Here is an 18,316-nt window from a genome sequence, read left to right as displayed (position 1 = left end):
CGGCGGCGCCTCGGTCGCGTCCCGGCCCGAGAGAAGAAACTGTTTCTCGGCGACGGGCTGACAATGGCAGGACGAGAAGTCGCGGCGGTTCGGAGCCCGGTCGTTCGGACAGCGCTGACTTTCACGTCGGCAGACTGCCCCAGAGTGTCGGTGGAAGCGGAGAAAGACGGACGATGCAGAAGAGTTGGAGGCGCAGATTTCACCTGCCCGCCGTCATCGGGACGATACCGATGATCCTCGTCGCCGTCGGCGTGTTCGTGATCGGCATCGGCTTCTCGGTGCTATGGTCCTTCACCAGTTCGAAGCTGTTCCCCACCTACGATTTCGTCGGCCTGGCGCAGTATAGGCGCCTTTGGGCCGATAGCCGCTGGCTCGTCTCGGTCAACAACATCTGGTTCTTCGGCCTGATGTCCATCACCTGCAACATGGTGTTCGGCTACCTGCTCGCCGTTTTCATGGACCAGCGCATCCGCCAGGAAGACCTGTTCCGCTCGATCTTCCTCTATCCTTTCGCCATGTCGCTGATCGTCACCGGTCTCGTGTGGCAATGGGTGCTCGACCCCAATCTCGGCTTGCAGGCGGCGCTCCGCAATTTGGGCTGGTCGAGCTTCAGCTTCGCCCCGCTGGTCGATGCCGAGACGGCGCTCTACGCGCTGGTCGTGGCGGGCATCTGGCAAGGCTCGGGCGTGACGATGGCGATCCTGCTTGCCGGCCTGCGCGGCGTTGACGAGGAGATCTGGAAAGCGGCGAGGGTCGACGGCATCCCGACGTGGAGAACGCACATGTCCATCGTGGCGCCAATGATAAAGGGTGCCTTCGCCACCGCCTTCGTTCTCCAGTGCGTAGGCGTGGTGCGCGTCTACGACCTGGTTATCGCCATGACCGGCGGCGGTCCCGGCATCGCCACGTCGATGCCGGCAGTCTACGTCATCCAGCTCATCACAGTCCGCCAGAACGTCGGCCAGGGCATGGCCGCGGCAACGATGATGCTGCTGCCGGTCCTGGTCGTGCTGGCGCTCAGCGGCATTCTGCTGTGGCGGCGAAATCGGGAAGCGAGCGCATGACCGCCGGCCAGATCACCGCAATTCAGCCAGTCCAGGAAGCGCCGGATCAGGCCGGCGCGGGCCCCTTCGGGCCGAAACCGCGTCGGATGTCGGCCGGCCGCATCGGCCTCTATGCTTTCCTGGTCGTCGCGGCTCTCTTCTTCCTCATCCCGGTCTACATCATGATCGTCACATCGCTGAAGGGTATGCCGGAGATCCGGCTGGGACATCTTTTCAACCTTCCAGGCGAGCCGACCTTTCAACCCTGGGCCGACGCCTGGCTCCATGCCTGCACCGGTCGCGACTGCAACGGCCTCAGTCCAGGTTTTTACAATTCAGTGAAGATCACCCTGCCCAGCGTGGTCATCTCGATCATCTGCGCGTCGATCAACGGTTATGCGCTGACCTTCTGGCCATACAAGGGGGCGAACCTGCTCTTCGGGTTGCTCGTGTTTGGTGCCTTCGTGCCCTACCAGGTGGTGATCTATCCATTGATCATCGGACTGAGCTCGGTCGGCCTGTTCGCGTCCCTGCCCGGCATCATCATCGTTCACACGATCTTCGGAATGCCCATCCTGACGCTGCTGTTCCGCAATTTCTATGCGGCAATACCGGTCGAGCTGTTCAAGGCGGCGCGTGTCGACGGCGCGGGTTTCTGGCGCATCTTTTTCCACATCATGCTGCCGATGTCGCTGCCGATCACGGTCGTCGCCGTCATCCTGCAGGTTACCGGCATCTGGAACGACTTCCTGTTCGGCATCGTGTTTGCAGGGCGGCCCAACTGGCCGATGACGGTGCAGCTCAACAACATCGTCAACACCACGACAGGCGTGCGGGAGTACAATGTCAACATGGCGGCCACCATTCTGACGGCTGCGGTGCCCCTGATTATCTACTTCGTCTCCGGAAGATGGTTCGTGCGCGGCATCGCCGCCGGCGCGGTGAAAGGCTAGTGGATATGGCGCAGAACGGTACCAGCGTTTCGATCCAGGACCTGTCGCTGAGTTTCGGCGCCATCTCGGTGCTGCACACGCTCAATCTCGATGTTGCCGAGGGCGAGTTCATCGTGCTGCTCGGGCCGTCGGGCTGCGGCAAGTCGACCTTGCTCAACTGCATCGCCGGCTTGCTCGACATTTCCGAAGGCCGCATCTTCATCAAGGGCAAGAACGTCACCTGGGAGGAGCCCAAGGACCGCGGCATCGGCATGGTGTTCCAATCCTATGCGCTCTATCCGCAAATGACGGTGGAGCGGAATCTGTCCTTTGGCCTGCGCGTCGCCGGTCTGCCCAAGGAGGAGATCGACAAGCGCATCGCGCGCGCCGCCGAGATCCTGCAGATCGAGCCGCTTTTGCAGCGCAAGCCGTCGGCGCTCTCGGGCGGCCAGCGCCAGCGCGTGGCGATCGGGCGGGCGCTGGTGCGTGACGTCGACGTCTTCCTGTTCGACGAGCCGCTTTCCAACCTCGACGCCAAGTTGCGAGCGGAACTGCGCGTCGAAATCAAGCTGCTGCATCGCAAGCTGCAGAACACCATGATCTACGTCACCCACGACCAGATCGAGGCGATGACGCTGGCCGACCGCATCGCGGTGATGAAGGGCGGCGTCATCCAGCAGCTCGACGCGCCGCAGACTATCTACAACCGCCCGGTCAATCGCTTCGTCGCCGGCTTTCTCGGCTCGCCGGCGATGAACTTCATCGATGGCAGGTTGGAGAAGGTGGGCAGCGACTGGCAGTTCGCCTTCGAGGACGTGCGCATCCCGCTCGCGACCTACGCCTTCGAGAAGGAACCGACGCCGGGGCCGGCCGTGTTCGGCATGCGCCCCGAGCATGTCGCCTTCAACAGCGGCGCAGGCTGGCCGTTCACGGCGACGGCAAATGTCGAGGTCGTCGAGCCGATGGGCTCCGATACGCTGGTCTGGCTGAAGCTTGGCAAGCAGAACTTCACCGTCAGGGTGACCTCGGAGCGCACGCCGAACAATGCGGACACGGTCAGCATCGGTTTCGATCCGATGCGGGCCTCGCTCTTCGACGCTCAAACCGGCAACCGCCTTTAACTTCTCCCAAGATCCATCCCCCCCCAAGAGAAAACGGACAGAGACGATGAACTGGTCATTCCAACTTTACAGCGCCCGCAATTTCCAGCCCTGGGAGGGCGTGCTCAAGACGCTCGGCGAACTCGGCTACAAGGAAGTCGAAGGGTTCGGCGGCGTCTATGACAATCCCAAGGCCTTCCGCGCCGAACTCGACAAGAACGGGCTTTCGATGCCGACCGGGCATTTTTCGATCGACGCGCTGGAGAACGATTTCGACGGCGTGCGCAGAACAGCCGACGCGCTCGGCATCACGCTCGTCATCTGCCCCTATCTGCTCGCCGAGCAGAGGCCGGCCGATGCCGCCGGCTGGCGCGGCTTCGGCGAGCGGCTGGCCAAGGTCGGCGAGACGGCGCAAAAGGCCGGCTACGGCTTTGCCTGGCATAATCATGATTTCGAATTCAAGACGCTTGTCGACGGCTCGGTGCCGCAGGACCATATCCTGTCCTCGGCGCCCGACATCGGCTGGGAGATGGACGTCGCCTGGGTAGTGCGCGGCGGCGTCGATCCGCTGCCCTGGATCGAAAAGCACGGCAAGCGCATCAGCGCAGTCCATGTCAAGGACATGGCCAAGCCAGGCGAGGGGCTGGACGAGGACGGCTGGTCGGATGTCGGCCACGGCACCATCGACTGGGCCGGGCTGATCAAGGCCTTGCGCGCCAAGAGCGTCGCCAAGTACTACGTCATGGAACAGGACAACCCCAACGACATCGAACGCTTCGCCCGCCGCTCGCTCGCATCCGTCAAGGCTTACTAGGAACAATCATCATGGCAAAGAAACTGGGTATCGGCGTCATCGGCTGCGGCAACATCTCGAAGGCGTATTTCTCGCTGGCGCCGCTGTTTCGCGGCATCGAGATGCGTACTTGCGCCGACATCAACATGGACGCTGCGAAGGCGCGGGCGAAGGAATTCAAGCTGCGCGCCGGGACCGTCGAAGATCTGCTCAAGGCCGACGACATCGACATCATCGTCAACCTCACCATTCCGGCGGTGCACTACGAGGTGTCGAAGCAGATCCTCGACGCGGGCAAGCACGTCTATTCGGAAAAGCCGTTCGTGCTGTCGATCAAGGAAGGGCTCGACCTGAAGAGCCGGGCGGAGAAAAAGGGGCTGCGCATCGGCTCGGCACCCGACACCTTCCTCGGCGGCGCGCACCAGCTTGTGCGCGAGCTGATCGATAACGGCACACTCGGCAAGATCACCAGCGGCACCTGCCATGTGATGGGCCACGGCATGGAGCACTGGCATCCCAATCCGGACTTCTTCTTTCAGCCGGGCGCCGGTCCGGTGCTCGATATCGGACCCTACTACATCACCAATCTGATCCAGCTGATCGGGCCGGTGAAGCAGGTGGCGGCGTTCGCTTCGATCCCGGCGACGGAGCGGACGATTTCGTCGAAGCCGCGCGCGGGCGAAAAAATCCCGGTCAACACGCCGACGACCATCCACGGCCTGCTGGAGTTCGAGAACGGCGCCGTCATCACGCTCAACACCAGCTGGGACGTCTGGAGCCATGGCCACGCGCCGATGGAACTCTATGGCGAGGCGGGCACGGTGTTCGTGCCGGATCCGAACTTCTTCGGCGGCGACGTGCGTCTCACCGAAGCGGCCAAGCCGGTCAAGAAACTGCCGAAATGGAAGCATCCGTTCGGCGTTCCCAATGAAATGCACGGACAAGGCATGATGGCCAACTATCGCACCGCCGGCCTTGCCGACATGGCGATCGCAATTGCCGAAGGTCGACCGCACCGCTGCTCGATGGAGCTGGCGCTGCATGCCGTCGACGTGATGACCGGCATATTGCGCTCCGGCGAGACCGGCAAGTTCGTCGCCATGCAGACGACCTGCGAGCGGCCGGCGGCTCTCGGCGTCAAGGAGGCGAAGGAACTGATGGCCAAGAAAAAGTAGGCTGCAGCGATTATCGATAATTTTGACTTTGCCCCTCTCCCCCTTCTCCCGGGGAGAGGGTAAAGGGTGGGGTGCGGGGCCCTGCTCATCGCGCATGCGATGGCCGTGCCCGGTCTGTTTCAGATATCGAGGATATTCCCCATGCCCTATGTCGCCGCCGAAAACCGCTATGAGAAAATGATCTACAACCGCTGTGGGCGGTCCGGCCTGAAGCTGCCGGTCATCTCGCTCGGGCTGTGGCACAATTTCGGTAACGACACGCCGCACAAGACCAAGCAGGCCATCGTGCGCAAGGCATTCGACCTCGGCATCACGCATTTCGACCTCGCCAACAATTACGGTCCGCCTCCCGGCTCGGCGGAGACCGCCTTCGGCGAAATCTTGTGCACCGACTTTGCCGCCTATCGCGACGAGATGATCATCTCGACCAAGGCCGGCTACGAGATGTGGGCAGGTCCCTACGGCGAATGGGGTGGCCGCAAATATGTGCTGGCCAGCCTCGACCAGAGCCTGAAGCGGATGGGGCTCGACTATGTCGATATCTTCTATTCGCATCGTTTCGACCCCGATACGCCGCTGGAGGAGACGATGGGCGCGCTCGACCATGCGGTGCGCTCGGGCAAGGCGCTCTACGCCGGCATCTCGTCCTACAATTCGCAGCGCACGCGCGAGGCGGCGGACATATTGAAGCAGCTCGGCACGCCCTGCGTCATCCACCAGCCGAGCTATTCGATGCTCAACCGCTGGGTCGAGGAGGACGGGCTGCTCGACACGCTGGAAGGGCTCGGCGTCGGCTCGATCGTGTTCTCGCCGCTGGCGCAAGGCATGCTGACCGACAAATATCTCGGTGGCATCCCTGACGGCAGCCGCGCTGCCCAGGGCAAGTCGCTGCGGCCCGCCTTCATCAACGACAAGTCCATCGACAACATCAAGGCGCTGAACGCGATTGCCGGCCGTCGCGGCCAGACGCTGGCGCAGATGGCGCTGGCCTGGGTGCTGCGCAAGGGCCGGGTGACCTCGGCGCTGATCGGCGCCAGCCGGCCGGAACAGGTCGAGGATTGCGTCGGGGCTCTGAAGGCGCTCGACTTCAGCGATGCCGAACTCGCGGAAATCGATACCTACGCGCGCGAGGCCGACATCAATCTGTGGGCGGCCTCGGCCGAGCGCAAGGGCCCGCCAAGGAAGTAGCAAGCGCCGGAATACAAAGCCGGCAAAATATAAAAACGGCGGGAACATTCCCGCCGTCTTCATATGCGCTTGTTCTCAGGGCTTCTTCGCCGTGCCGGCACCAGATGGAGATGACGGAAACAGTGGCAAAAAGGCCGGTTCGTCGCTATCTCAGTGGAATTGAGACCGCCCGCATGCGGAAATGACGTGCGAGCGGCAGGGAATGATTGGAAGCAGGACCATGGCGGCAAGGGATGTGCTGACGAAGAACCAGCTGTGCGTGCTCGAAAAACTCGAAGCCGCCAGCGGGCCGCTCAGCGCCTATACGCTGCTCGACCAGCTTCGCGAGCGCGGTTTTCGCGCGCCGCTTCAGGTCTACCGGGCGCTCGACACGCTGGTGAAGTCCGGTTTCGTGCATAGGCTGGAAAGCCTCAACTCCTTCGTCGCCTGCGCCGAGCCGCACGACCACAGCCATTCGATGACCGCCTTCGCCATCTGCGACACCTGCGGTCAGGTGACGGAAATGTCCGACCACGATGTCGATCATAGGCTCGACGAATGGGTGCGTTCGACCGGCTTCGCCGCCAAGAAGGCGGTGATCGAATTTCGCGGGACGTGTGCGAAGTGCCTGGCTGAGGCCGCTTAAGGTGTATTGATATTCAGGTGATGCCGGCCTGCAAATGGCGGCTTCCTGCGCTTCCGGTTCTCACGTACTTCAAGTACGCTCCGCTCCGGTTCTCGGAAATCACCTTGTTTGGTCGCTTCGCGCCCGTCTTCGACTCCGGCTCGGCCTGACCTGAATCTCAACACACCTTGGCTTCGGCGCTTTAATGCGCCTCGTCCCAGTTGTTGGCGGCCCGCGCATCGACATGCAGCGGCACCGACATCGAGACCGCCGGCATCGGCGCGTTCTCCATCACGCGGCGCACGACCGGGATCGTCGCCTCGACTTCCGCCTCCACCGTCTCGAAGATCAACTCGTCATGCACCTGCAGCAGCATGCGGGCGGAAAGCCCTGCCTTCTCCAGCGCCTCGTCCATATGCACCATGGCGCGGCGGATGATATCGGCGGCGGTGCCCTGCAACCTGGCATTGATCGAGGCGCGCTCGTTGAAGGCGCGGATCGAAGGATTCGACGATCGTATCTCCGGGTAATGGATGCGGCGGCCGAAGATGGTTTCGACGAAGCCATGTTCGCGGGCATAGGCCTTGGTCGCATCGATATAGTCGCGGATGCCGGGGAAGCGCTCGAAATACTTCTTGATGTAGGCGCCGGCTTCCTCGCGCGGGATCGACAGCTGGTTGGCCAAACCAAAGGCCGAAATGCCGTAGATGATGCCGAAATTGATCGCCTTGGCGCGGCGCCGCACTTCCGAAGGCATGCCTTCGACCGGCACGTTGAACATTTCCGAGGCGGTGATGGCGTGGATGTCGGCGCCGTCGGCGAAGGCCTGCGTCAGTTGCGGGATCTCGGCGACATGGGCAAGCACGCGCAATTCGATCTGGCTGTAGTCGGCCGAAACCAGCTTGTGGCCCTTGTCGGCGATGAAGGCGGTCCTGATCTTGCGCCCCTCGGCGGTGCGCACCGGGATGTTCTGCAGATTGGGGTCGGAGGACGACAGCCGGCCCGTCGTCGTCGCGGCGAGCGCATAGGAGGTGTGCACGCGCCTGGTGTCGGGATGGATGAAGCCGGGCAGCGCGTCGGTATAGGTCGATTTCAGCTTGGTGAGCTGGCGCCAGTCGACGATCTTGCGCGGCAATTCGTGGCCTTCGGCGGCGAGGTCTTCCAGCAGCTGCGCCGAAGTCGACCATTGGCCGGTCTTGGTCTTTGAGCCGCCCGGTAGGCCCATGCGGCCGAACAATATGTCGCCCAATTGCTTCGGCGAACCGATGTTGATGCGCTCGCCGACGAGGCCGTAGATTTCTTCCTCCAGCCGTGCCGCACCCTGCGCCAGTTCACCGGAGAGCCGCGACAGGATCTGGCGGTCGACCGAGATGCCGCGCTGTTCCATCCTGGCCAGCACCGGCACCAGCGGCCGCTCCAGCCGTTCATAGACCGAAACCAGCCCCTTGGCGGCGAGCCGAGGCTTCAGCACCTGCCACAGCCTCAATGCCACATCGGCGTGCCCGGCGGCGTAGGCGGTCGCCCTGTCGATGTCGACCTGCTCGAAACCGACCGAGCTTCTTCCGGAGCCTGCGAGATCCTTGAGAGGGGTCGTTGAGTGGCCGAGCCATTTGTCGGAAAGAGCCGACAAGGTGTGGTGGCCGGTGCCGGCGTCGAGTACGTAGGAGATCAGCATGGTGTCGTCGAAGGGCGCGACGTCGACGCCATGGCGGCTCATGACGACGATATCGTATTTCACGTCTTGGACGATCTTGAGGACCGATCTGTCCTCCAGCAGGGGTTTTAGCAGCGCCAGCGCCTCGCGGATGGGTACCTGGTTCTCCAGCATTCCGCCGCCGAGCAGGTCGCCGGCGCCGCTCTTGTGGGCGAGCGGCACATAGGCGGCGCGACCGGGCGCAATCGCCATCGAAAAACCGATGAGGTCGGCCAGCATCGGGTCGGACGACGTGGTCTCGGTGTCGAAGGCAACGACGCCGGTCTCTCTCGCCTCAGCCAGCCAGGCCTTCAGCGTCGCGATATCGCGGACCGCGACATAGGCGCCGGCGTTGATCCTGGCGGCGGAAGCCGCTTCGAGGCGAAGGGCGGCGAGCAGGGAAGGGGTATCGCCTGCCTTGGCCGCCTCCGCCTTGCCTGCAGCCGGCGCTGCTCCGGCTTCGTTCGTCCCCGCGCCCGCCGCGCTTGGGGCTGCTGCCGGTGCGCCGGCGCCGACATCGGGACCATGCGCGGTGTCAGCGCGTTCGACCGTGACGGCAACGGCCTGGACATCGCCGGCCTCGGTGCCGGTCGCTTCCGCCACACGGCGGGTCAGCGAGGTGAATTCCATCGTCTTGAGGAAGCCGATCAGCTTCGGTCCGTCCGGCGCATGCAGCACGAAATCGTCGAGCCCCTCGGCCACCGGCACGTCGTTCTTCAACGTCACCAGCTGGCGCGAAATGCGAGCCTTGTCGGCATTGGCGATGATCGATTCCCGCCTTTTGTCCTGCTTGATCTCGCCGGCGCGCTCGAGCAGCCCGTCGAGGTCGCCGAACTGTTCCAGCAATTGCGCGGCCGTCTTCGGCCCGATGCCCGGCACGCCCGGCACGTTGTCGACGGAGTCGCCGGTCAGCGCCTGCAGATCGATCATCTTTTCCGGCGGCACGCCCCATTTCTCGACCACCTCGGGAATGCCGATCTGGCGGTCCTTCATCGGGTCGTACATGCCGACCGTGTCGCCAACCAGCTGCATCAGATCCTTGTCGGAGGAGATGATCGTGGTGTCGCCGCCGGCCTCACAGGCAAGCTTGCAATAGGTGGCGATGAGGTCGTCGGCCTCAAAACCTTCCATCTCGATGCAAGGCAGGTTGAAGGCCTTGGTCGCCTGGCGGATGAGGCCGAATTGCGGGATCAAGTCTTCGGGCGGGGCCGAGCGGTTGGCCTTGTATTCGGGGTAGAGCTCATTGCGGAAGGTTTTTGACGAATAGTCGAAGATGACGGCGAAATGCGTCGGCACCACACCGACATCGGTGTTGCGGGCGTCCTGCATCAGCTTCCACAGCATGTTGCAGAAACCGGAAACGGCGCCGACCGGCAGACCGTCCGATTTGCGGGTCAGCGGCGGCAGCGCGTGATAGGCGCGAAAAATGTAGCCGGAGCCGTCGATAAGGAAGAGATGATCGCCTTTTTTCATGCCGGCAGGGATAGCGCGGCGCGGCTGCGCGGTCCATGCCAAAGGCGGCTTCTGTCAACGGTTCCGGCAATACCCTGACAGAACCCGGCGCTGATGGGCCGGGCGCTCACAAGTATGTTACAAAAGTGTAATTTTGGTGCCCTTGAATCGCCACGTTCAAGGACCCAAATACACGTCATCGGCAGTTTTCGCCGAAGTCCGGAGCAAGGCCCGTCCCCCGCCTATCCCGGACACCTGCGGCAGCCTATCCCCCCTCTCCGGGCTGCCGCAACGTTTCGAGTAAAAGGCCGCCGTGGTTCCCCCTCCACCACGGCGGCTCTTTTTTGCCTTCCGGCTTTTGCCGTTCATCTTGACATTTCCAACAGCAAAGGCGCTGGTCCAACGTTCCCGGCTTTTCGTTTTCGGCTCGTCGCTTTAGGGTCGGCGCAAAATCGAAAGGCCAATGAATGTCCAGAGTTTCTCCCGTCCTCGATCGTCTCGACAGCAATCTCGACCAGAGCCTGGAGCGGCTGTTCGGCCTGCTCAGCATCAAGTCGATCTCCACCGACCCAAGCTACGCCGCCGACTGCCGTAAAGCGGCGGAATGGCTGGTGGCCGAGCTCAAGCTGATCGGTTTCGACGCCAGCGTGCGCGACACGCCTGGACATCCGATGGTGGTGGCGCATCATGAAGGACCGGCAGGGGCGCCGCATGTGCTGTTCTACGGCCATTACGATGTGCAGCCGGTCGATCCGATCGAACTCTGGGAAAACGACCCGTTCGCGCCGGCGGTGAAGGAGATTGCGCCCGGCCACAAGGTGATCACCGGCCGCGGCTCGGCCGACGACAAGGGTCAATTGATGACCTTCGTCGAGGCCTGCCGCGCCTGGAAGCAGGTGCATGGCAGCCTGCCTTGCAGCATCACCATCCTGTTCGAAGGCGAGGAGGAATCCGGCTCGCCGTCGCTGAAGCCGTTCCTCGACGCCAACAGGGCCGAACTCAAGACCGACTTCGCGCTGGTTTGCGATACCAGCATGTGGGACCGCGAGACGCCGTCGATCTGCGTTTCGCTGCGCGGCATGGTCGGCGAGGAGATCACGGTCAAGGCGGCCAGTCGCGATCTGCATTCCGGGCTTTATGGCGGCCCTGCAGCCAACCCGATCCGCATCCTGGCGAAAATCCTGGCCGACATCCATGACAAGGACGGCCGCGTGACCATTCCCAGCTTCTATGACGGGGTCGAGGAGACGCCCTCGCAAATCCTGAAATCATGGGAGACGCTCGGCGAGACCGCCGAGACATTCCTCGGCCCCGTCGGACTTTCCATCCCAGCCGGCGAAAAGGGCCGTTCGGTGCTCGAGTTGACCTGGGCGCGGCCGACCGCCGAGTTCAACGGCATCATTGGTGGTTATACGGGAAAAGGCTTCAAGACGGTGATCGCCGCTGAAGCCTCGGCGAAAGTGTCGTTCCGTCTGGTCCACAAGCAGGACCCGAAGAAGATCCGCGCCGCTTTCCAGGCTTTCGTCAAGGAACGCATTCCGGCCGATTGCTCGGTCGAGTTCCACCCGCATGGCGGCTCGCCGGCGATCCAGCTCTCCTACGACTCGCCGTTCCTGGCCAAGGCCAAGGACGCGCTGTCCGACGAATGGGCGAAACAGGCGGTGACGACGGGCGGCGGTGGTTCGATCCCGGTGGTCGGCGATTTCCAGACCTATCTCGGCATCGAATCGCTGCTGGTCGGCTTCGGCCTCGACGACGACCGCATCCATTCGCCCAACGAGAAATACGAGCTCACTTCCTTCCATAAAGGCCAGCGCTCCTGGGCCCGCATTCTCGACGCGCTGACGCGCTGACGCGGGAATCACGAATGGCGTGAATTCAACTTTCTATTGATTTTTCTGCCGATCGCGGCGACGAGGGATCACGCCGCGACCGGAGAAGACGATGAGCGATATCCGCTTCCACAAAAATGACCTGCCCGACCTTTCGCACTACAATGTCGGGGCGGTGGCCATCGACACCGAGACGCTGGGGCTGAACCCGCATCGCGACCGGCTCTGCGTGGTGCAGATTTCGCCCGGCGACGGCTCGGCCGACGTCATCCAGATCGCGCCCGGCCAGAAGAAAGCGCCGAACCTCGTCAGCCTGCTCAGGAACAGGGGCATCACCAAGCTGTTCCATTTCGGCCGCTTCGATCTCGCCGTGCTCTACAATGCCTTCGGCGTCATGCCGGAGCCGGTGTTCTGCACCAAGATCGCCTCGCGGCTGACCCGCACCTATACCGACCGGCATGGGCTGAAGGACATCTGCAACGAGCTGCTCGGCATCGGCCTGTCGAAGGCGCAGCAATCGTCGGACTGGGCAGCCGAGACGCTGTCGCCGGAACAGCTCGAATATGCCGCCTCCGACGTGCTCTACCTGCACCAGCTGCGCGAGGTGCTGGCTGCCCGGCTGGCGCGCGAGAACAGGACGAGGGAGGCCGATGCCTGCTTCCGCTTCCTGCCGACGCGTGCCAAGCTCGACCTGATGGGCTGGGCGGAAGAGGACATCTTCGCCCATAGCTGATGGCTCCGGAACCAGGGCGCCGCTGGCCGCGTTCCGTCGGCTCAAGGAGGCATGACCTCGAAGAGGGAAGACATGGCAGACCGCAAGCCTATATCGACCGCGCCGACGGACGGTTCCAGGGTTACCGTCTACTGGAAAGACGCCAACAGCGTGATCAACGAATCCATCGCGCAGTACCGCGACGGTGCCTGGTGGACCTATATCGACAGCGATACGCAAAAGCGGGTCGAACCGACGAGCTGGCGGCCCACCTCTGAGGAGAGTGACGACGACTGACCCCGCTGGCGGGGCCGGCTGCTTTCGCATAGCCTGAAGTCGTTGATATCGAGGCCGATTCGGGGCTTTCGCTCCGCCGTCGCCCTTTGCTCGGAGGAACTAATGGGTATCGAAAGCCTAATCATCTTCATCATCATCGGCGCCTTCGCCGGCTGGCTGGCCGGCCTCGTCGTCTCAGGCTTCGGCTTCGGCCTGGTCGGCAACATCATCGTCGGCATTATCGGCGCCTTCATCGCCGGCTGGCTTTTCCCCAGGCTCGGCTTTGCCATTGGCGGCGGCATCCTCGCCGCCATCATCAATGCCACGATCGGCGCCATCATCCTGTTGCTGGTGGTCAAGGTCTTGAAACGAGCCTGACGCACGACAGCAAAAGGGCGCGCCATGAAACAGAACATGCTCTATTTGATCATCGGCGCGCTCGTCGTGGTCGTCATCGCCCTTGGCATCTATGTCTATCGCGAGCAGACCAAGCCGAAGGGCGTGGAGCTGAAGATCGACGACAAGGGCATTTCGATCCAGCAGAATTGATTCACGCCGGATTGCCGTGATCGGGCTGACCGGCTTGACCGGACAACCGCGGATCAGGCCTTGTCATCGCGTCTCAAGCCAAGGCGGCAGCGGGCATCTTCCATTCCTTCCTCTCTTCAGGTCAGGCCTCAGGTGATACCCCGGATCGACTTCAGGGCCAGCGATGCTGTCCGAGCCGTGCTTTCGGCAATCGGGCGCACGGAAGATGTGCGCTTTTCGCCCGACAACCGGCTCTTGGCAATCGCCGGCTTTGGGCGAAAGCGCTGCCTGATCCTGCGGATCGAGGTCGAGCCAGCCTCCGATGGCCCCGAGGTCACGATCCATGATTACATGGAACTGACATCCGACTGCATCGGCGAGGTTCATGGCCTCGATTTCATCGACGGCCGGACCCTGGCTGTCGCCAATCGCGACGGGCTGGTTGGGATATTTTCGCTGCCGGCGGGAGAGCCTGCCGGCAGAAGCCTTGAAATCTCGCCGCGTCGCCAGATCAAGAGCGGGCTGTTCTGCAAGCTGAGGACGCCCGGTTCGATCGCAGTCAGGCGGGAGTCACCCAGCCGGACCAGCCTGCTGGTCTGCAACAACTATACGCACCGGGTCACCCGTCATGTCGTCGACCGGCGGCTGGGATATCGTGCGCTGAGGAACCAGGTGCTGCTGAAACGGGGCCTCGATATTCCCGACGGCATCGCGCTCAGCCATGACGGCCAGTGGGTCGCCATCAGCAGCCATGGCACCCAGGATGTGAAAGTCTACAGCCTGCCGGGACCGCTCGGACCCGACACCGAGCCGGCCGGGATTCTCGAGAACGCCAACTACCCGCACGGCCTGCGCTTCACCGCTGACGACCGGCATGTTCTTGTCGCCGACGCCGGCAGTCCAAGGCTGCACGTCTATGACAGCGAGGGCGGCTGGAGCGGACGCCGCACACCGTCGCGCTCGCTTGTCGTCCTCGACGACGAGACCTTCCTGCGCGGCAGGAACAGCGACGAGGAAGGCGGTCCGAAGGGCCTCGACATCGACCGCTCGAACAATGTCGTTGCGTTGACTTGCGAAGAGCAGACGCTGGCGTTTTATTCGCTGGCGTCGATCATCGGGCGGGCAGCGCAGCGGCTCGAAGCGGACATTACGCGCCTCTAAGGGTAGTATTTGAAATGATTGGGACAGGTGCCGCCCCGACAAGCTGAACATCAGCAACGCCAACTTTCGGTTGGTCATGAGGGGTTGAGCCTGGCGCCGAGTTCGACGCCCACCGAACTGTCTCTCGGACGCGAGCAACCACGACATCAAGAGGTATATCCTCGGTTTTCCTCGACCCGAACTCGCGCGCTTCCACTACCCAATGATACGGGGTGAGCGGGCGCCAGAGGCGGGCTTTCGACGGGCCTGCCAATGTAAGCAGTGCACCTTGCCGAGTGGCCACCAGATGTCCAAGCCCGCTCTCCGCGGCAACAATGCAGATCGCACGATCGGCGAGGGCGTGGAACAGCCAAGGAAGCAACGCCGAATCCTGGACCGAACCGACATCGACAATCTTCGACACGCCGTCCTTTTCAATCCAGTTGCGCTGCTCGGTTTCTTGAGGCCCGAGCAGGAAAACAGGAAGGATGCCATCGCTGGCAATGTGTTTGGCGAGGTCCGTCCATTTCTGCCGATGCCAGAACTTGTTCATAGTCGGGCCGGGAGACAGGCCTATGAAGCGCTCGCCCGATGGAATGAGACGCAAAGCCTCGTCGCGTGCCTTTTCGAACACGGGCAATTTGGCGTCGAAAGGCAAAAGGCGGCCAATGGCCAGTTCGACCATTCGATGCCATCGCAGGGCGTTGGTAGGGGGGCGGGGCTCGAAAAAGCCGGCAATATTGCGCCGCAGAGCGAAGCCTACCGAATTGGCCATGTAGCGCGCAGGCAGTCCTGCCGCTGCAACATAGCTCCGGGGTGTTTCCTTGCTTGAGCGAAGATCCAACACGAGGTCCACCGTGCCAAGTCGGCGCATCAGCGCACGCATCTGGGAAATGCTGGACAGGCGCTGATCGACTAGAATTTCATCGATAAGCTCGGGTTGAACGGGGGCCAATGTTGTGCGCCATACCGTGTCCAAATCCGATGCGCAGACGATCCAATGAGCGGGCAAAGCCAGCCTCAGCGCGCGGTAAACTGGAACCCGCAAAATCGCGTCCCCAAGCTTTTCATTGCGCGTCAGCACCAGGACTACTGGCTTTTCTGAAATCTTCATGTTCGCAGCGCCAAGCCCCCGAAAATCTTCGCGCTAATGCAAGATGATGCCGAAGGCAAGCAGTGACCGAGCCACAGGCCAGGTATGCGGCGAATACTTTTTCCCTCGCGAGTTCACATTGCGCGGCCAAGGGAACCCCAGGAATAACATCGATCAGGATTTGACCGCGCCGCGCAAACCAGGACGAAAGGCTTATGTCGGCATGAAAGAACCTGTTTCGCGCGGGAAAGCATCGGTAACGGCGGCGACAACGGGCAGTAGCGGGTTTCGAAATTTCCAAGGCAATTCAACAGGCTGCGAATCCGCCGCTTTAACGCGCCTTTAAACCGCCGCATCTACTCTGCAACCGGAGCGCCATAGGCACGGGACAAATAGCACAGCGCATGGCGAACCGCAGAGACAGTCGCATCGAACCCAGCTTCGAGGGGCCGTCACAGGCAAAAACCTCGGCCGGGTTTTCGGTGAGCGAGGAGGATCGCGTCGTGCCGGGCAATCGCAAATCCTCCGCTGGTCGTAAAGCCGGAAAGGCAAAATCATCGCGGCGTGGACGCGGCCGAAACCGGCGCGGCCTGTTCGGTGCGCTTGGCCGCCTAGTCTACTGGTGCTTCGTGCTCTGCATCTGGGGCGGCATCGCGGCGGCCGGCATCGTCGTCTACTACGGCGCGAAGATGCCCGCGGCCACGACCTGGTCGATCCCCGACCGTGCACCCAACATCAAGATCGTCTCGGCCGACGGACAATTGCTCGCCAATCGTGGCATGAGCGGCGGCGAGGCGGTCGGCCTGCACGAAATGTCGCCCTATATTCCCGAAGCCGTCATCGCCATCGAGGACCGCCGCTTCTATTCGCATTTCGGCATCGACCCGATCGGCCTGTCGCGCGCCATGGTCACCAATGTGCTCGGCGGGCATTTCTCGCAAGGTGGCTCGACGCTGACCCAGCAGCTCGCCAAGAACCTGTTCCTGACGCCGGACCGCACGCTCGAGCGCAAGGTGCAGGAAGTGCTGCTGGCGCTGTGGCTGGAGCACAAGCACACCAAGGACCAGATCCTCGAAATGTACCTCAACCGGGTCTATTTCGGCTCCGGCGCCTATGGCGTCGAAGCGGCCTCGCGGCGCTATTTCGGCAAGAGTGCGCGCGACGTCACTCTGTCCGAGGCAGCGCTTCTGGCCGGCCTGTTGAAAGCGCCGTCGCGGCTGTCGCCGGCGCGCGACCCGAAGGCGGCCGAGGACCGGGCGCAGCTGGTGCTCGCCGCCATGCGCGACGAAGGCAAGATCAGCGCCAAGGAACTGACGTCGGCGATGAGTGCGCCGGCAACGCGTGCGCCGTCCTACTGGACCGGCTCGGAAAACTATGTCGCCGATACCATCATGGAAGAACTGCCCGACCTGATCGGCGACGTGCGCGGCGACATCGTCATCGACAGCACGGTCGACCTGACGCTGCAGAAGCTCGCCGAACAGTCGATCCGGCGGCTAATCGACGAGAGCGGCAAGAAGCTCAATGTCAGCCAGGGCGCGCTGGTGTCGATCGACGATTCCGGCGCCGTGCGCGCCATGGTCGGCGGCTACGACTATTCGACCAGCCAGTTCGACCGCGCCTCCGAAGCCCGCCGGCAGCCCGGCTCCGCCTTCAAGCCGTTCGTCTACATGGCCGCACTTGAGGCCGGACGCACGCCGGACAGCGTGCGCAACGATGCGCCGATCAAGATCGGCAAATGGACGCCGGACAATTACGGCGGCAAGTATTTCGGCAAGGTGACGCTGGCGACGGCACTGGCGAAGTCGCTGAACTCGGTCGCGGCACAGCTGACCATGGAGGTCGGGCCCGACGCGGTGGTCGAGGCGGCGCACCGCATGGGCATCCAGTCCGAGCTGCAGGCCAACACTTCGATCGCGCTTGGCACTTCCGAAGTGACGCCGCTCGAGCTGACCTCGGCCTATGTTCCCTTCGCCAATGGCGGCTACAAGCCGGACATCCATTTCATCCGCCGCATCACCACGACCGAGGGCAAGGTGCTCTATGACGCCAGTGGCGGCGGCGCGCCGCGCGTCATCAAGCCAGAGATCGTCGGCATGATGAACTCGATGATGACCGGCACGGTCGAGATCGGTACCGCCAAGAAGGCGGCCTTTGCCTGGCCGTCGGCCGGCAAGACCGGTACCAGCCAGAATTCGCGCGACGCCTGGTTCGTCGGCTACACCGCCAACCTGACCACCGGCGTGTGGTTCGGCAATGACGACGGCAGCGCGATGAAGAAGGTCACCGGCGGCGCGCTGCCGGCGCAGGCCTGGCACGAATTCATGGTCGCGGCGCATGAAGGCGTGCCGGTGCGGCCATTGCCCGGAACCTGGAAGTCGACGCCATCGGACACGATCGTGCCGGACGACATACCGTCGGCCGATGCCGGACCGGCGCCGGTGCCGCAGGCTTCGGTCGGCCAGTCCCAGCCTGCCGCCCAAGCGCCAGCCCGCCCTGCACGGCCCGCCCAAACGGTCGATGCCGACGGTTTCGACATGCCGGGCGACGGTGGGACCACCGCTTCGGTCGGGCATCCCGTGCCGCCCGGCAATGTCGGCGGCCCGATCAAGAAGCGGCAGACGTCGATCCTCGACATCCTCACCGGGGGTTAGAGCCTGATCCATCCCGATGGAATCGGGATGGATCTACCCCTTTGTTTGTCCATGATCTTTTCCGAAAACCGGATTCCACTTTTCGGGATCATGGTCTAAGC

At 62.9% G+C, this 18,316-nt stretch carries 16 protein-coding genes; 14 read left to right on the top strand and 2 right to left on the bottom strand.

Going from position 1 to position 18,316, the window contains the following annotated elements:
- Window positions 1-173 precede the first annotated feature (173 nt).
- The 7 genes from ACFX5Q_RS12470 (at window position 174) to ACFX5Q_RS12440 (ending at window position 6,856) form a co-directional block, all read left to right on the top strand.
- Complete coding sequence (locus tag ACFX5Q_RS12470; protein WP_404278152.1) at window positions 174-1,064, top strand: carbohydrate ABC transporter permease; 891 nt, start codon at window positions 174-176, stop codon at window positions 1,062-1,064.
- Entirely contained in the window at window positions 1,061-1,996 is a 936-nt protein-coding gene (locus ACFX5Q_RS12465; protein ID WP_404278150.1) for a carbohydrate ABC transporter permease, read from the top strand. The genes ACFX5Q_RS12470 and ACFX5Q_RS12465 overlap by 4 nt, the downstream gene beginning before the upstream one ends.
- A gap of 5 nt (window positions 1,997-2,001) precedes the next feature.
- A complete protein-coding gene (locus ACFX5Q_RS12460; protein WP_404278148.1) occupies window positions 2,002-3,096 on the top strand; it encodes an ABC transporter ATP-binding protein in 1,095 nt (364 codons plus the stop codon).
- A 46-nt stretch (window positions 3,097-3,142) separates the two neighbouring features.
- Window positions 3,143-3,889, top strand: coding sequence for a sugar phosphate isomerase/epimerase family protein (locus ACFX5Q_RS12455; protein WP_404278147.1), 747 nt, complete (start codon window positions 3,143-3,145; stop codon window positions 3,887-3,889).
- Between the two features lie 11 nt (window positions 3,890-3,900).
- A complete protein-coding gene (locus ACFX5Q_RS12450) occupies window positions 3,901-5,043 on the top strand; it encodes a Gfo/Idh/MocA family protein (protein WP_404278145.1) in 1,143 nt (380 codons plus the stop codon).
- A 141-nt stretch (window positions 5,044-5,184) separates the two neighbouring features.
- The gene (gene mgrA / locus ACFX5Q_RS12445; RefSeq protein ID WP_404278142.1) at window positions 5,185-6,231 is read left to right on the top strand and encodes an L-glyceraldehyde 3-phosphate reductase; all 1,047 of its coding nucleotides are present in this window, start codon (window positions 5,185-5,187) and stop codon (window positions 6,229-6,231) included.
- Window positions 6,232-6,451: 220 nt separating this feature from the next.
- Complete coding sequence (locus ACFX5Q_RS12440; RefSeq protein ID WP_006200431.1) at window positions 6,452-6,856, top strand: Fur family transcriptional regulator; 405 nt, start codon at window positions 6,452-6,454, stop codon at window positions 6,854-6,856.
- Window positions 6,857-7,037: 181 nt separating this feature from the next.
- On the opposite strand, the gene polA is transcribed toward ACFX5Q_RS12440, so the two are convergent.
- On the bottom strand, window positions 7,038-10,001 hold the full coding sequence (gene polA / locus ACFX5Q_RS12435) for a DNA polymerase I (RefSeq protein ID WP_404278323.1): 2,964 nt from the start codon (window positions 9,999-10,001) through the stop codon (window positions 7,038-7,040).
- A 446-nt stretch (window positions 10,002-10,447) separates the two neighbouring features.
- Between polA and ACFX5Q_RS12430 the strand changes: the two genes are divergently transcribed.
- From ACFX5Q_RS12430 to ACFX5Q_RS12405, 6 genes are all read left to right on the top strand, one after another.
- Window positions 10,448-11,833 carry a M20/M25/M40 family metallo-hydrolase gene (locus tag ACFX5Q_RS12430; protein ID WP_404278140.1) on the top strand — a complete coding sequence of 462 codons (1,386 nt, stop codon included), beginning with the start codon at window positions 10,448-10,450 and terminating at the stop codon, window positions 11,831-11,833.
- Between the two features lie 91 nt (window positions 11,834-11,924).
- Complete coding sequence (locus ACFX5Q_RS12425; protein WP_404278137.1) at window positions 11,925-12,545, top strand: ribonuclease D; 621 nt, start codon at window positions 11,925-11,927, stop codon at window positions 12,543-12,545.
- A gap of 72 nt (window positions 12,546-12,617) precedes the next feature.
- On the top strand, window positions 12,618-12,821 hold the full coding sequence (locus tag ACFX5Q_RS12420; protein ID WP_404278135.1) for a hypothetical protein: 204 nt from the start codon (window positions 12,618-12,620) through the stop codon (window positions 12,819-12,821).
- Between the two features lie 102 nt (window positions 12,822-12,923).
- Window positions 12,924-13,178, top strand: coding sequence for a GlsB/YeaQ/YmgE family stress response membrane protein (locus ACFX5Q_RS12415; RefSeq protein WP_404278133.1), 255 nt, complete (start codon window positions 12,924-12,926; stop codon window positions 13,176-13,178).
- A gap of 24 nt (window positions 13,179-13,202) precedes the next feature.
- Window positions 13,203-13,349, top strand: coding sequence for a hypothetical protein (locus ACFX5Q_RS12410; protein WP_404278131.1), 147 nt, complete (start codon window positions 13,203-13,205; stop codon window positions 13,347-13,349).
- 177 nt (window positions 13,350-13,526) lie between these two features.
- Window positions 13,527-14,489, top strand: a complete 963-nt coding sequence (locus tag ACFX5Q_RS12405) for a YncE family protein (protein ID WP_404278129.1) — start codon at window positions 13,527-13,529, stop codon at window positions 14,487-14,489.
- On the opposite strand, the gene ACFX5Q_RS12400 is transcribed toward ACFX5Q_RS12405, so the two are convergent.
- A complete protein-coding gene (locus tag ACFX5Q_RS12400) occupies window positions 14,476-15,582 on the bottom strand; it encodes a glycosyltransferase family 9 protein (protein ID WP_404278127.1) in 1,107 nt (368 codons plus the stop codon). The genes ACFX5Q_RS12405 and ACFX5Q_RS12400 overlap by 14 nt on opposite strands.
- Before the next feature lie 383 nt (window positions 15,583-15,965).
- Here ACFX5Q_RS12400 and ACFX5Q_RS12395 point away from each other — a divergent pair, with 383 nt between their 5' ends.
- On the top strand, window positions 15,966-18,215 hold the full coding sequence (locus tag ACFX5Q_RS12395; RefSeq protein WP_404278125.1) for a transglycosylase domain-containing protein: 2,250 nt from the start codon (window positions 15,966-15,968) through the stop codon (window positions 18,213-18,215).
- Window positions 18,216-18,316: the final 101 nt, after the last annotated feature.

The organism is Mesorhizobium sp. IMUNJ 23033, from assembly GCF_044778005.1.
Taxonomy (GTDB): Bacteria; Pseudomonadota; Alphaproteobacteria; order Rhizobiales; family Rhizobiaceae; genus Mesorhizobium; species Mesorhizobium amorphae_A.
The sequence above is the reverse complement of the archived record's forward strand: the minus strand, read 5'-3'. Positions and strand labels throughout refer to the sequence as shown.